The organism is Rhizobium sp. 57MFTsu3.2 (assembly GCF_012932765.1).
Classification (GTDB): domain Bacteria; phylum Pseudomonadota; class Alphaproteobacteria; order Rhizobiales; family Rhizobiaceae; genus Rhizobium; species Rhizobium altiplani.
In genome coordinates, this window is sequence record NZ_JDWI01000029.1 from 52,808 (window position 1) to 67,163 (window position 14,356).

Consider the following 14,356-nt stretch of genomic DNA (forward strand, 5'->3'; position numbering starts at 1 on the left):
TGTCAAATTCCCAGGTAGGCTTCGCGAATTCGTTCGTCGGCAATCAGGTCCTGAGCTGGTCCCGACATTGTAATACGGCCGGTCTCCATCACATAGCCGCGGTCGGCAATCGACAGTGCGCCAAAGGCGTTCTGTTCGACGAGAAGCACAGTGACGTTGAGCGCACGCAGGCCCTTCACCACCTCGAAGATCTGGGCGACGAGGATCGGCGCCAGTCCCATGCTTGGCTCGTCGAGCAGCAGGCAGGAGGGGCGGGCCATCAGGGCACGGGCAATCGCAAGCATCTGCTGCTGGCCGCCGGACAGGCCACCGGCCGCCAGATTGCGTTTTTCGCGCAGCACCGGGAACATGACGAATGCCTCCTCCATGTCCCGTTCGACCTTGTCGTCGGAGAAAAGGAAGGCGCCGAGGCGCAGATTTTCCTCGACGGAGAGGTTCGTGAAGATCTGCCGTCCCTCGGGCGATTGCGCGAGGCCGCGCGCCGGGCGGCGATAGGCTGGAACACTGTTCAGGCTCTCGCCGCGAAACACAATGGAACCTGACGACACCGGCTGTATGCCGGAAAGGCAACGCAGAAGCGTCGTCTTGCCAGCGCCGTTCGCACCCACAACAGTGACAATTTCGCCCGAACCGACCTCAAGATCAATGCCGTGCAGAACTTCGATGCGGCCATAGCGGGAGCGCAATCCTTCAACCGTCAACATCAGCCGCCTCCACCGCTTGCGCGCCAAGATAGGCTTCGATGACCCGCGGGTTGCGGGCGACCGCTGCCGGTTCTCCTTCTGCGATCTTCTCGCCGTGATCGAGCACCACGATATGGTTCGAAATGCGCATCACCATCTTCATGTCGTGCTCCACAAGCAGAATGGAAACGCCCTCAGCCGCGACCTCGGCGATCAGGTGATCGATCTCCTCCGTCTCGACAGCGTTGCAGCCGGCAGCCGGCTCGTCGAGAAGCAGCACACGTGGTTGCAGGGCAAGCGCGCGGGCGATCTCCAGCCGTTTCAGCGCACCGTAGGACAAGGAGCCCGCAGTTCTCTCGGCTGCCTGGGCAAGGCCAACACGCTTAAGCAGTTCGCGGGCTCCGGCTTCCGAGGCCTGGCTTCTGTGACGCGAGCCCGGGAGCCCGAGGAGATCGGCGAGAATTGATCCCCGTTCGTGCAGATGATGACCGACGGTGACATTCTCCAGCACCGTCATTGTCTGGAATATCTGCAGGTTCTGGAACGTGCGGGAGAGACCCCGTTCGGCGAGCAGATGCGGCCCAAGGCCAGTGACATCCTCCCCTGCGAGCAGGATACGCCCGCGGCCTGGCAGGTAGACGCCCGAAATCATGTTGAAGAGGGTCGTCTTGCCGGCGCCGTTCGGTCCGATCACCGAGACGATTTCGCCCGCCTTCAGGGAAAAGCTCACATCATTGACGGCACGCAGGCCGCCAAAGTCGATCCCGAGGCCTTCGACTTGAAGCAGGCTCATTCTCCCCTCCCTCTGATCAGGCGCGCAAGGCTCGGAAGCAGGCCGTCGCGCATGAAGATCATCACGAGCATCATGATGAGGCCGAGCACGAGCTGCTCATATTCCTGAAACACGGTCAGGACCTGAGGCAGCGTCGTCAGGATGGCGGCCCCGAGGATTGCGCCGACAACGGAACCCGCACCGCCGAGAACCGCCATGGTGACCAACTCGATCGAATGCATGTAGCCGGCAACGTCCGGGGTGATGAACTTGTTCTGCAGCGCCAGCAGGGAACCGGCAACCGACGCGTAGACTGCGGAGATCACGAAGGCCCTCAGCTTGTATTTGGCGACATCGACGCCGACGGTGCGGGCAGCGACCTCCGAGCCATGAAGGGCGCGCAGCGCACGCCCGGTCGGGCTGTGAAAGAGGTTGAGTGCGAGCCAGGCGCCGATCAGCATGATGAAACCGGTAAAGGCATACCAGAAGACCGGGTTCGACATGTCGAGACCGAGTGACTTCAGGAGCGGCCGCAATCCGAGGTCGACAACGGCAATGCCGTCAGGACCACCGGTCCATCCCGCTTCATTGGCAAGCACCATGGCAACCAGCGCTCCAAGCCCGAGACTTGCCACGGCCAGATAGTATCCCTTCAGCCGCAGGATGGGCCGTCCGACCAGCCATGCGACAAGGGCGGAAAGCACGGCGCCAAGGATGACAGCCAAGGCTGGATGCAGGCCGATGTGAAGAGGCGCAAGCGCACAGCTGTAGCCGCCGATCCCGACGAAGCCGGCATGGCCGAGGCTGATCTGGCCGGCATATCCGGTGAGGATGACAAGACCCGTCACCGCAAGTCCGTTGACGAAGATCAGCGAGCCGACGCGGAAATAGTAGGAGGAGGGAAACAGGAAGGGCAGGGCGACGACGACGAGCGTCAGCACAAGCAGCGTGATGGTTTTCGAGGAGAGCTTCATCGTCATACCCGATCCGTGACTTTGCGGCCGAAGATGCCCTGCGGCATGGCGAAGAGGACGGCAAGGATCACGATGAAGGCAGCCGCGTCCTTGTATTGTGAGCTTATGTAGCCGGCGGTCATGGCCTCGAGGACACCGAGAAGCAGGCCGCCCACGAGTGCTCCCTTGGGGTTGCCCATCCCGCCCAGCATGGCAGCGGCAAATCCCTTGAGCGCCAGCGAGATGCCGACATCATAGCTGGTCAGCGTGATCGGCGTGACGAGCACACCTGCCAGGGCGCCGATCGCGGCTGAAAGCGCGAAGCTCAACGTCATGATGTAGCGCGTGTTGATGCCGACCAGTTGCGCGGCGATGCGGTTATTGGCGGTCGCGAGCACCGCGCGGCCAGTGAGCGTCTTCGTGAAGAACAGCCAAAGGCTAATGAAGACTGCCAGCGCGCCGGCAACGACCCACAGGCTCTGCGGCAGGATGGTCGCTCCGCCGATTGCGATCGGCGTATCGCCCGAGAAGGCGGGGAAGCGATGCAATTGCTTGTCGAAGACGATCTGCGTCAGGCCGCGGATGAAGATCGAGGCGCCAATCGTGATGATGATCAGGGACACCACGGGGGCACCGCGCGCGGGCTCGATGGCGAGCTTGTTGAGTGCAACCCCGATCGCTGCCGTCACGAGGATGGCAAGGATCGCCGCCAGCGGCAGTGGAATGCCCGCCTGATAGGAAAAGACGGTGATCATGCCGCCGAGCATGACGAATTCGCCCTGGGCGAAGTTCACGACATCGGATGCGTTGTAGATGATGGTGAAGCCGAGGGCCACCAGCGCGTAGACCGCACCGACCGTCACCCCGGACAGCAGAAATTGCATGAACTCGGCCATGGCTGCCTCCCTTTGCACCGCGCCTGATCGGGAGCGTCACACGCTCCCGAAAGCACGGTTCGGCACTTAGTCGACGATCTTCCAGCTACCGTCACGGATCTCCAGCATGCGGAAGGCCGTGAGATCGAGTCCGAGGTGATCGTCCGCCGTCATGGTGACGGTTCCGGTCGTTCCGACGAGGCCCTTCGTCTGCTCAATGGCTTCGCGAATGGCTGCGGGATCGGCTTTGCCCGCACGGTTGATCGCGTCGACGAGGATGCGGAGCGCGTCGTGCGCATAGCCACCAAAGGTCGATACCGGCTTGCCCGTCGCTGTTTCGAAGCTCTTCTTGTAGGCGGCAACGACCGCGCGCTGCGGATCGTTTTCCGGCAGGAGGTCGGCCACCAGCAGGGCGGTACCCGGCAGGCGAATGCCTTCGGCCGCACTCGCGCCAGCCAGATCGATGAAGCCGTTGGAGGCAACACCGTGCGACTGATAAAGCGGCAGACCGACGGCGAGCTGTGCGTAGTTGCGGGTGACAATTGCCGGACCCTGGCCGAAGCCCGGGTTGAGGATTGCCTGCACGCCTGAAGTGTTCTTGATGTTGGTGAGCTGCGGGGTCATGTCCGCATCGCTCGGCCCATAGGTTTCGTCTGCAACGACCTCAATGCCATAGTCGCCAACGATGGCCAGGCACTGCTTGTGCATGGAGGCGCCGAAGCCGTCGGAACCGGAGATCATGCCGATCTTCGTGAAGCCCTTCTTCTTCATGTCGTCGAAGATCTTTGCGCAGGCCATGCGATCGGTATGCGGCGTCTTGAACGTATAGGGCTTTACCGGGTCGATGATTTCGATGGCGCCAGCAAGCGAGATGAATGGGATCTCGGCATCTTCGGCAACCGGGATGATTGCCATCGAGGTGCCGGTGGTGGTGCCGCCAATGACCGCGGTGACTTCGTCGTCCTCGACCAGACGCGTTGCGAAGGTGCGTGCCTTGTTCGGATCGCCGCCGTCGTCGTAGATGACGAGCTCGAGCTTCTCACCGAGAACGCCGCCAGCCGCATTGATCTCGTCGACCAAGAGCTTCAGCGTCTTGGCTTCAGGGTCGCCAAGGAACGAGGCGGGTCCTGTTTCCGAGACAGTCGCTCCGATGCGGATGTCGGCAAGGGCTTCGCCGGCAAAGCCAAGCCCAAGCGCAAGCGTACCCGCGAGCGCGGTGGTCATCGCAAATTTCATGTCAGTCTCCTCCCAAGAGAACAAAGGTTAAGTCAAAGTCGTCACGCCGCCTTCGGACGGCGCCACATGACGGTGCGGAAGCGGTTGGCCACGAAGGCCGCGTCTGTCAGGCTGGCATTGCCGGCCGGGTTGGCGCCGGTGACGTGGAAATCACTGAACGCAGCACTCTGATTGACGAAGATGCCGCCGGTCAGATTGATCGAGAGATTGACGCCCGCCCTGGCGAAGGCGTCGACAGCAGCGTCGATGCGCCGATCGTCGGTGTCATAAAGTGCCGCGGTGATCGCACCCTTCCGACGGGCAAGGCTTGATGCCTTTTCAATGCCCACGGCAACATCCGCAACAGCGACAATGAAGGCGATCGGACCGAAGCGCTCTTCCTCATGCGCATCCGTCTTGTCGGCATCGACAGCAAGGACGAGGGGCGTTGCCGTGCGCGCATTCCCGGCTGTCGTGACCGGGGCAGAGTCGCGAATGAGTGTTCCGAGGCTGCGGGCGGTCTCAATGCGCGATAGAGTAGCCGGATTGGCTATCGCGCCACAGACCCCCCCGGCGCGTGCCGGATCGGCAAGAAGGTCGTCGATGGCTGCGGCAATTGCCTTTGCCACGTCGTCGAAGCTCTTGTGGTCCTCATCGGTCTTAATGCCGTTCCTTGGAACGAAGATGTTCTGCGGGGCGGTGCACATCTGGCCGCTGTAGAGCGAAAGAGAAAAGGCGATATTGGCGCACATGCCTGCAAAGTTATCGGTGCCGGCAACGACAATCGAATTGACGCCAGCCTCTTCGGTGTAGACCTGAGCGTCTCCGGCATGCTTGCGCACCCATTCGCCGAAGCTGTTCGAGCCGGTGTAGTCGATGAGCTGCACCGCATTGTTCTCAACGAGATCGCGGGTGATTTCGGCACCCGGCGCGTCGGCGGCCAGAAGCGCGATATTGGCGTCAAATCCCTCTTCGGCAAGCACCTGGCGAATGACTGAAACCGTGATCGCCAATGGCAGGATTGCGCCCGGATGCGGCTTGACGATGACGGTGTTGCCGGTCGCAAGGCTGGCAAACAGGCCTGGATAGCTGTTCCAGGTCGGAAATGTCTGGCAGCCGATCACCAGCGAGATCCCACGCGGCACGATCCGCCAGTGTTTTTCCAGAACGATCGGCTCGGCCTTGCCCTGCGGTTTGGTCCAGATGGCCTGAGCCGGCGTGCGGGTCATCTCTGCGAAGGCATAGGCAACGGCTTCGAGGCCGCGGTCCTGCGCATGCGGTCCGCCAGCCTGGAATGCCATGGCAAAGGCCTGTCCCGTTGTGTGCATGACGGCATTGGCGATTTCGAAGCTGATGCGATTGAGGCGGGCCAGAACTTCGAGGCAGATGCCGACGCGGGTCTTGACCGCCGCATCCGCCCATGCGGGTGCCGCAGCCTGCGAGGCGGCGATCAGCGTGTCTGCATCTGCGGCCGGATAGGTGATGCCGAGCGTCGGGCCGAATGGCGAGACTTCCGCGCCGACCTTCGCCGTCTCCGGATGGCCAGGCAAGGCAAAAGGCTTGCCGAGCCGGGCATTGTAGGATGCCAGGCCATCGTCCTTGGCGGTTTCGCCATAGATCTTGCCGCTCGGGATTTCAGGATAGGCCGACCAATAACCGCGTTCCTGCGCAGCCTTCAGGGCTGCGGCAAGGGTTGGCTGGTGGCGGTCGAAAAGGGCATCCATTCACATGTTCCTCTCATGCTGTGGATTTATAATTGACCGGCCGGTCGGTTTATGCAAGAGTTTTTTCATGAACCGCCCGATCCTGGCGGAACTGGAGGAAACATGTCCGAATCCGACACCGTCCTATCGGCATTTGCCGATGGCGTCCTTACGTTGACGCTCAACCGTCCAGACAAGCTCAACGCCTTCAATGAAGAGATGCATCTGGCGCTCAGGGCAGGCTTCGAACGTGCGCATCGGGATGCATCCGTTCGGGCGGTACTTCTGACCGGCGCCGGTCGCGGCTTCTGCGCGGGGCAGGACCTCGGCGACCGCGATCCGCGCAAGGGTGGGGCGGCCCCCGACCTTGGACGCACGATCGAGCTTTTCTACAACCCGCTGATCCGGCTGATCAGGACACTGGAAAAGCCCGTCATCTGTGCCGTCAACGGCGTTGCCGCGGGTGCGGGCGCCAATATCGCGCTTGCATGCGATATCACTCTGGCGGCTCGCTCGGCGCGGTTCATTCAGGCTTTCGCCAAGATCGGCCTCGTACCCGATTCCGGCGGCACCTGGAGCCTGCCGCGGCTGCTTGGCGAAGCGCGCGCCAAGGCGCTGGCACTGACCGCCGAGCCGCTCGACGCAGAAACGGCGGCAAGCTGGGGGCTGATCTGGAAGACGGTCGACGATGCGGCACTCCTCGATGAAGCCAGGACCGTTGCCGCCAAACTTGCGGCCGGACCGACAAAGGGTCTCGGCATGACCAAGCGCGCGATCCAGGCAGCGGCAACCAATTCGCTCGATGAGCAGCTTGAGCTTGAACGCGATCTGCAGCGCGAAGCTGGACGCAGTGCCGACTATGCCGAGGGCGTCGCCGCCTTCCTGGAAAAGCGCAAGCCGGAGTTCAAGGGACAATGACCGACAGGATCATTCTCACGGCCCAGGAGCTTGCGAACGCCTGCGCAGACGCCATGTGGCGCGACGACAATGCCTCCCGTCGCCTTGGCATGGCGATGGAACGTGTGGCACCCGGCATGGCGGTCATTTCGATGGTCATCAAGCCGGAGATGACCAACGGCCATGGGACCTGCCACGGCGGATACATCTTCACGCTGGCCGATTCCGCCTTCGCCTTTGCCTGCAACACCTACAATCAGCGGGCCGTCGCGCAGCATTGCTCGGTTACCTACATTGCACCGGCCTTTGCCGGCGATCGCTTGACGGCAACCGCGCGGGAGGTTTCACGGCGCGGGCGTGGCGGCATCTACGATATCAACGTGACCAATCAGAACGGCGAGCACATTGCCGAGTTCCGTGGCCATTCGCGCACCGTCAAGGGCACCCTTTTGCCGGAAGAGGCGTAAAGCCGCCGGTCATTCATCTCGGAGGAGAGACAGACATGGAAGACCTTTCACCCCGCCCTGGCGACCTCGACGCGATAGAAACAGCATCGCGTGACGAGATCGCCGCACTTCAGCTTGCCAGGATGAAGTGGTCACTGAGCCATTCCTATGAGAATTCGCCCTTCTACAGGGCGCGTTTCGACGAAGCGGGCGTCCATCCGTCGGATCTGAAGTCGCTGGCCGATCTCGCAAAGTTCCCCTTCACGACCAAGAAGGATCTTCGCGATACCTATCCCTTTGGCATGTTTGCCGTGCCGCGCGAGAAGCTGACGCGCATCCATGGATCTTCGGGCACCACGGGCAAGCCGACGGTCGTCGGCTATACGCAGAAGGACATCGACGTCTGGGCGGATATGGTGGCGCGCTCGATCCGTGCTGCCGGTGGCCGGCCTGGAGACATGGTCCACGTCGCCTACGGCTACGGGCTCTTCACGGGCGGCCTTGGTGCCCACTACGGCGCCGAACGGCTTGGCTGTACCGTCGTGCCGATGTCGGGCGGCATGACAGAGCGTCAGGTCACGTTGATACAGGATTTCCGGCCGCGCATCATCATGGTGACGCCATCCTATATGCTCTCCATCCTCGACGAGTTCCACAGACAGGGCATAGACCCGCGCGAGAGCTCGCTGGCGGTCGGCATCTTCGGCGCCGAGCCCTGGACGAACGCGATGCGCCAGGAAATCGAGCAGTCATTCGACATGCATGCGGTCGATATCTATGGCCTCTCCGAAGTCATGGGTCCCGGCGTTGCCAGTGAGTGCGTCGAGACCAAGGACGGGCTGCACATCTGGGAAGACCATTTCTATCCTGAAATCATCGACCCGGCGACGGGCGAGGTCCTTCCCGATGGCGAAATGGGCGAGCTTGTCTTCACGACGCTGACCAAGGAAGGTCTGCCGATCATCCGCTACCGCACGCGCGACCTGACGCGGCTGCTGCCCGGCACGGCCCGCTCCATGCGCCGCATCGAAAAGATCACCGGCCGCTCCGACGACATGATGATCCTTCGCGGGGTCAACGTCTTCCCGACCCAGATCGAGGAGCAGATTCTGAAGTGTCAGGGGCTCGCTCCGCACTTCCAGATCGAGCTCAGCCGCGCCGGTCGCATGGATCAGATGACGGTTCATGTCGAGTGCACGCCTGAGGCTGCGGACGAAACTGCACGCGCCTCCTCGGCAAAATCCCTTGCCCACTACATCAAGAGCGTCGTTGGTGTTACCACGAAGATCGAGATTCGCGACCCGGGTGGAGTCGCACGATCCGAGGGCAAGGCAAAGCGGGTCGTCGACAACAGGCCAAAGGAATAGAGGCGATTGCTTCCCGGCGTGATGATCATTCCGGGAAGCGCAAATCACGAGCCCTTCGGCTCATCGCGTGGGGGCGCGGAGGAAAAACAGGAACGCAGGATAATATGGCACGAACGCGCGCGATCGATTTTGAAGAGAAACAACGCAGCCTCTTGAGCAGCGCCGCTGCCGTCTTTGCGGAAATGGGAATGGAGAAAGCCTCCATGGCCCACATTGCCTCGCGCAGCAATGTTTCCAAAGCCCTCCTCTATCACTATTACCCGAGCAAGGACGCGTTGATTTTCGATATCATTCGCAACCATCTCGAGGAACTGGAAGCTGCCGTTGCTGCCGCAGACGAACCCAGTGTGACGCCTCAGGAGCGACTTCGGCTGCTGGTCCGGCAAGTCCTGGAGAATTATCGCGATGCGGACAACGAGCACAAGGTGCAGCTGAACGGCACGAGTGCGCTGTCGCAAGAACAGCTGGACGAGTTGCGCGCCATCGAGCGCCGGATCGTCAAGCGCTTCTCCAATACCATCATCGAGATCAACCCCGACCTCAACGCCAGCAAGCCTCTGCTGATGCCAGTGACGATGTCGCTCTTCGGCATGATGAACTGGGTCTACATGTGGTTTCGCCCAGGCGGCCAGGTCAGCCGTGACGAGTATGCCGATATCGCCACGACCCTTATCCTCGAGGGCGTCAAGGCGGTCCGCTAGGGCCCGCGGCGTTTCGCCTATTGCGCTTCGGTCGCGCATAAGGCCCCTTGAGATGATCATGACCGGCAGGCCGAGCCTGAAGGTTGATCATTTCGGTTTGGGAGCCATGAGATTGCCGAACTCCATCGGAAAGGGGAACAGGATCGTCGAGCTCTTCTCGCTTGCGATGACGTTCAAGGTGTTCAGATAGCGCAGCTGCATGGCCTCTGGCTGCCTGGCGAGGACTTGGGCCGCTTCGAGGAGCTTTGCAGCCGCCTGCTGTTCACCCTCGGCATTGATGACTTTTGCGCGGCGCTCGCGTTCGGCTTCCGCCTGGCGGGCAATTGCGCGGATCATCGATTCGTTGATGTCGACATGCTTGATCTCGACAGTGGCGACTTTGATGCCCCAGGCATCCGTCTGAGCGTCAAGGATTTCCTGAATATCCAGGTTGAGCCGGTCACGTTCCGCCAGCATCTCGTCTAGGTCATGCTTGCCGAGGACCGAGCGCAATGTCGTCTGGGCAAGCTGGCTTGTCGCCATCATGAAATCCTCGACCTGTATCGTCGACTTTCCGGGATCAATGACCCTGAAGTAGATCACCGCGCTGACACGGACCGAGACATTGTCATGAGAAATGACGTCCTGGCTCGGCACATCGAGTACCCGCGTGCGCAAGTCGACCCGGATCATTTGCTGGACGTAGGGGATCAGGAGTATCAGGCCGGGTCCCTTGACGCCTGTGAAGCGGCCAAGCGTGAAAACGACGCCACGTTCGTATTCCCGCAGGATCTTGATCGCGGATGCAATGATCACGAGCAAGATAAGGATCGCCACAAGATAAAAGGCAAGATCTGCAAACATAGCCATGACGTTCTCCTGCTCTCTTCAGGCCGCTAGCTCTTGTCGGGGCGTCTCTCGACCTCGAGCGTCAGACCGTTGCGGGCGATTACCTCGACAGCGTCCCCGGCGGCGAGCACCTCGGTGGAAATCGCCTTCCAGCGCTCGCCATGCGTGATGACATAGCCTGTAGGCCCGGCCCAACTCTCGACCTGGCCCGAAATACCGATCATCTGCTCAGCGCCCGTCGCGACTTTGCGCCACCGCGAGGCAAATGCCAGGCGTGCAACGAGCAGGCTGAAAACGAGGCTGGCAAGAGCGATTGCGCCAAGTACAGGGCGGGAAACCTGAAGGCCCGGCATATCCGTATCAAACAGAATGGTTGCGCCGAGGATCATGGCTACCCCGCCGCCGATGCCCAGAGCGCCGAAGCTTGGCGAATGCATCTCGGCCACCGTCAATCCGACGCCGAGGATGATGAGCCCGATGCCGGCAAAGCTCACCGGAAGCAATGCCAGGGCATAGAGACCAAGAAGGAGTGAGATGCCGCCGATCGTTCCGGGAAACATCGTCCCGGGCGCAAGAAACTCGAAGATGAGGCCATAGATACCAACCATCATCAGGATGATTGCGATGTTTGGATCGGTAATCACCGAAAGCAGGCGTGTTCGCCAGTCCGGCTCGAACTCCTGTACCGTCAAACCGGCGGTATCAATTCGCATGTCTGTCTGACCGACCCGCACCACGCGCGCCTGTGCCTGCGCAAGGAGATCGTTGACATCCACCGCCGTGAAATCAATGACATGTTCGCGCACCGCTGCGGTCGATGAAAGGCTCGCGCCTTCCCGCACGGCCCGCTCTGCCCAGTCGGCGTTGCGATTGCGCAATTCCGCAAGCCCGCGAATATACGCCACCGCGTCGTTGATGATCTTCTTTTCGCTGGCACTGGCTGGAGGCTCGGCTTGCTTGTCATTTTGCTTGTCCGGTTCTTTCCCGGGTTTTGCATCGCCGCCAAAAGGGTTCACCCCGAGTGCGATCGGTGTCGCTGCTCCTATGTTGGTGCCGGGCGCCATCGCCGCAATGTGGCTTGCATAGAGAATATAGGTACCCGCGCTGGCAGCCCTTGCGCCGCTCGGTGCAACGAAGCCGGCGACTGGCACGGGCGAGGCAAGGATGGCACGAATGATGTCCCGCATGGACGTGTCGAGGCCACCGGGCGTGTCCATCTCAAGGATAATCAGGCTGGCATGTCCGCCGGCACGCTGAAGGCCCCGTATGACATAATCTGCCGTTGCAGGTCCGATGGCGCCGTTCACCTTGAGGACGACCGCAGCGCGATTGGATTGCGCCGACGCCGACAGCGTGAAGATGCCTGGAGCTAAGAGCAGCAAGAACAACGAGATCAGGATTGGCGGCACCCACCGCCAACGCTTCAAGCTCAGCGCTACCACCTGCGGAACGCTCATGATTTTCCAGTATATCCCAGAAATCACAAAGAGCCAGAAATCACAAAGAGAAAGAAAAGCGTCGCAGTCCGGGGCGAACAGCTTGAATGTCTTCGAGGGTATCGAGGATCGTTTTGCTCAAGGCGGTCGCGAGGCTGGAAGTGCGATCGAGCAATCCGGATCAAAAGCAGGTAATGCGCTGGCAGCGAAACTTGTGCAGCTGGCGACCAGTTTGCGGCGTCGATAGCCGGCAGAATTCTCGAGGCGATTGATCGCTGCCGAAGAGCAACGGCATCGGAAACGGCAGCGGGAATACCGGTCGGACGATGCCGCCTGAGGCACTCTTTCCCAGAGGCGGTGGTGCAGGCGGATATTGATAATTAGGCCTTGTGAGGAAAAAAGGCGCGGCTCCCGGTCCGCGCCTTTCTCTGTTTCAAGCCGCTTTGAGAACCGAAACGACGATGGTTTTGCCGAGCGCCTGCATCGCATCCTGCAGCTGACCAAGCTTGGAATGATGGTCAGGATCCAAGATCCGTCTGGCTTCATTTTCGGTCTTGCCGTGGCGGCGGGCTAGTTCTCGCTTCAAGATATTCGCCTCGTTGAAGGCTTCTATCACTGCGAGCTTGATCGCATCCTCGGCCTGTACCACACGCGCAAGGGTATCAGGATGCGCAAAACTTCCCGATCGGGGTGATTTTTATGCCTTCGGACACACGCTTCCCGATCGGTAAGGCTTGCGTTGATCTAACGGGAATCTTCCTGTACGGTAAGCCACCTCAGGAGATGCTCGATGTTCAGGTCCGCACGCGATTTCGGCGCCGCCATCCGGGAAAATCGGAAGGCGCTTGGCTGGACACAGACCGAGCTTGCCGCCCGGTCCGGCACCGGCGAGCGCTTCATCGTCGAGCTCGAATCCGGCAAGCCAAGCTGCCAGCTTGAAAAGTCCTTGATCGTGGCGCGCACTGTCGGCATCGAGATCGGCGATCTCAGGACGGCCCAAGCCGCCCCGGCCTCGCCTGACGATGACCTGGACTTCCTGCCGACCTTCGGTGACGGTCGATGACGACGATCTTCTACGAAGCCCACCCCGTCGCCCACCTGACCTTCGATGGCGAGTGGCGACTGGACTATGACCCGAGCTGGGAAGCGCGCCGCTCGGCCTTCCCAGTGTCGCTGACCATGTCGCTCCGTTCAGGCCCAGTCGGTGCTGAACGGCTCCTGCCCTGGCTTGCAAATCTGCTTCCGGAAACGCACCTCGCCGAAATCGGCCAGCGGCTGAAGGTCTCGCCCCAGGACATCGTTGGTCTGCTCGGCCACATCGGGCGGGACACGGCGGGTGCATTGTCGATTGGTGCGCCCCGTAAGCCGGGCATTCATCTGCAGCCCGTGCCGGATGCGACGGCACTGGAGCGCATCCTGGACGAGCTTCCGGCAAAACCCTTCCTGGTTGGAGAACGTGGCGTCTCCATGTCTCTTGCGGGCGTGCAAGAGAAGCTACCGGTCTTCGTGGATGAGGGTGGCGCCATCTCTATTCCGATCGATGGGACACCCTCAACCCATATTCTGAAGCCGGGTTCAAAACGGCTTGCGGGCAGTGTCGAGAACGAAGCCTTCTGCCTTACCCTCGCGCGCGCCTGTGGACTGGGGGCCGCCGAAGCAACGATCGGTGTCGCGGGTAACCGGCGCTATCTGCTCGTGAAGCGCTATGACCGCTTCACCGATCCGCAAGGCGAGACTCGTCGACTGCATCAGGAGGATTTTTGCCAGCTAACGGGCAACTTCCCATCGCAGAAATATGAGCGCTCCTCCACCGGACGCGGCGTGACCCTGAAAATGATGTTCGACACCGCCAGCGATCTGGTTTCGCCTGCCGAGCGCCTGACGCTGCTCGATGCAGTTATATTCAACGTGCTGATTTGCAATTCGGATTCCCATGCCAAGAATTATTCCATCCTGATCGGTGCTGGCGGGTCAGCGAAGATGGCGCCGCTCTATGACCTGATGTGCGCGGCTGTGTACCGCCAGGTTGACCAAAGTTTGCCGCAGGGGATCGCCGGCCGGTTCAACGCTCCGGACCTACGGCGAGCGGATTGGCAGGCCCTGGCAGACGAGGTTGGATTAAGCGGTGCATCGACTTTGAGGCGCGTTGTGGAACTTGCCGAGCGTGTCAGCGCCGCGTGCGACGACGTAGCGCCGCAAGTCGAGGCTCTGGCTGGCGATCCGGTGAGAGTCCTCGAGAAGATTATCAATTCCGTCCGAAAGCGGTGTCGGCGAATACGGGTCCAATGTCGCGGATAGCCAGTAAAGCACGGAGGGCGGAAATTATTTCCGCTTCTCTTGCAAATATTGCGCTCACACAACTGCCGGTTCTTCCGAAAATGAGACGGTACGGTCGCTGTTGCGGCAAGAGACTGTAATGGGGCCGTCAGCCGGCTATCACCTATCAAAGGATAGGTCCAGGAGGGAAACCAAGGACTATC

Annotated in this window: 16 protein-coding genes; 7 read left to right on the forward strand and 9 right to left on the reverse strand. The window is 61.1% G+C overall.

From position 1 onward, the window contains the following. Window positions 1–2: 2 nt before the first annotated feature. From AF71_RS24670 to paaN, 6 genes are all read right to left on the reverse strand, one after another. Window positions 3–704, reverse strand: a complete 702-nt coding sequence (locus AF71_RS24670) for an ABC transporter ATP-binding protein (RefSeq protein ID WP_169683635.1) — start codon at window positions 702–704, stop codon at window positions 3–5. Next, on the reverse strand, window positions 691–1,476 hold the full coding sequence (locus AF71_RS24675) for an ABC transporter ATP-binding protein (RefSeq protein ID WP_169683637.1): 786 nt from the start codon (window positions 1,474–1,476) through the stop codon (window positions 691–693). The genes AF71_RS24670 and AF71_RS24675 overlap by 14 nt, the downstream gene beginning before the upstream one ends. After that, window positions 1,473–2,435, reverse strand: a complete 963-nt coding sequence (locus AF71_RS24680) for a branched-chain amino acid ABC transporter permease (RefSeq protein WP_169683638.1) — start codon at window positions 2,433–2,435, stop codon at window positions 1,473–1,475. Before AF71_RS24680 ends, AF71_RS24675 begins: the two co-directional genes overlap by 4 nt. Next, window positions 2,432–3,304: a branched-chain amino acid ABC transporter permease gene (locus AF71_RS24685; protein WP_169683639.1), complete on the reverse strand. Its 873-nt coding sequence runs from the start codon at window positions 3,302–3,304 to the stop codon at window positions 2,432–2,434. The genes AF71_RS24680 and AF71_RS24685 overlap by 4 nt, the downstream gene beginning before the upstream one ends. A 66-nt stretch (window positions 3,305–3,370) precedes the next feature. After that, window positions 3,371–4,519, reverse strand: coding sequence for an ABC transporter substrate-binding protein (locus tag AF71_RS24690; RefSeq protein ID WP_169683641.1), 1,149 nt, complete (start codon window positions 4,517–4,519; stop codon window positions 3,371–3,373). 41 nt (window positions 4,520–4,560) lie between these two features. Beyond that, the gene (gene paaN / locus AF71_RS24695; protein WP_169683642.1) at window positions 4,561–6,222 is read right to left on the reverse strand and encodes a phenylacetic acid degradation protein PaaN; all 1,662 of its coding nucleotides are present in this window, start codon (window positions 6,220–6,222) and stop codon (window positions 4,561–4,563) included. A gap of 102 nt (window positions 6,223–6,324) precedes the next feature. On the opposite strand from paaN, the gene paaG reads away from it, so the two are divergent. The 4 genes from paaG (at window position 6,325) to AF71_RS24715 (ending at window position 9,612) form a co-directional block, all read left to right on the forward strand. Then, window positions 6,325–7,119, forward strand: coding sequence for a 2-(1,2-epoxy-1,2-dihydrophenyl)acetyl-CoA isomerase PaaG (gene paaG, locus AF71_RS24700; protein WP_169683643.1), 795 nt, complete (start codon window positions 6,325–6,327; stop codon window positions 7,117–7,119). Further along, window positions 7,116–7,565, forward strand: coding sequence for a hydroxyphenylacetyl-CoA thioesterase PaaI (gene paaI / locus AF71_RS24705; protein ID WP_169683644.1), 450 nt, complete (start codon window positions 7,116–7,118; stop codon window positions 7,563–7,565). Before paaG ends, paaI begins: the two co-directional genes overlap by 4 nt. Window positions 7,566–7,600: 35 nt before the next feature. Continuing rightward, complete coding sequence (gene paaK, locus AF71_RS24710; protein WP_169683646.1) at window positions 7,601–8,911, forward strand: phenylacetate--CoA ligase PaaK; 1,311 nt, start codon at window positions 7,601–7,603, stop codon at window positions 8,909–8,911. A 104-nt stretch (window positions 8,912–9,015) separates the two neighbouring features. Continuing rightward, entirely contained in the window at window positions 9,016–9,612 is a 597-nt protein-coding gene (locus AF71_RS24715; RefSeq protein ID WP_025660533.1) for a TetR/AcrR family transcriptional regulator, read from the forward strand. An 87-nt stretch (window positions 9,613–9,699) separates the two neighbouring features. On the opposite strand, the gene AF71_RS24720 is transcribed toward AF71_RS24715, so the two are convergent. Next, the gene (locus AF71_RS24720) at window positions 9,700–10,461 is read right to left on the reverse strand and encodes a slipin family protein (protein WP_062368341.1); all 762 of its coding nucleotides are present in this window, start codon (window positions 10,459–10,461) and stop codon (window positions 9,700–9,702) included. A gap of 26 nt (window positions 10,462–10,487) precedes the next feature. Then, on the reverse strand, window positions 10,488–11,897 hold the full coding sequence (locus tag AF71_RS24725) for a nodulation protein NfeD (protein WP_169683648.1): 1,410 nt from the start codon (window positions 11,895–11,897) through the stop codon (window positions 10,488–10,490). Between AF71_RS24725 and AF71_RS24730 the strand changes: the two genes are divergently transcribed. Beyond that, window positions 11,896–12,123, forward strand: coding sequence for a hypothetical protein (locus tag AF71_RS24730; protein WP_113469847.1), 228 nt, complete (start codon window positions 11,896–11,898; stop codon window positions 12,121–12,123). The genes AF71_RS24725 and AF71_RS24730 overlap by 2 nt on opposite strands. A gap of 186 nt (window positions 12,124–12,309) precedes the next feature. Here AF71_RS24730 and AF71_RS24735 read toward each other — a convergent pair whose 3' ends face one another. Next, window positions 12,310–12,462 carry a hypothetical protein gene (locus AF71_RS24735; protein WP_246733796.1) on the reverse strand — a complete coding sequence of 51 codons (153 nt, stop codon included), beginning with the start codon at window positions 12,460–12,462 and terminating at the stop codon, window positions 12,310–12,312. 204 nt (window positions 12,463–12,666) lie between these two features. Here AF71_RS24735 and AF71_RS24740 point away from each other — a divergent pair, with 204 nt between their 5' ends. Further along, the gene (locus tag AF71_RS24740; protein ID WP_018856771.1) at window positions 12,667–12,939 is read left to right on the forward strand and encodes a helix-turn-helix transcriptional regulator; all 273 of its coding nucleotides are present in this window, start codon (window positions 12,667–12,669) and stop codon (window positions 12,937–12,939) included. Then, a complete protein-coding gene (locus tag AF71_RS24745; RefSeq protein WP_169683650.1) occupies window positions 12,936–14,174 on the forward strand; it encodes a type II toxin-antitoxin system HipA family toxin in 1,239 nt (412 codons plus the stop codon). Before AF71_RS24740 ends, AF71_RS24745 begins: the two co-directional genes overlap by 4 nt. Window positions 14,175–14,356 lie beyond the last annotated feature (182 nt).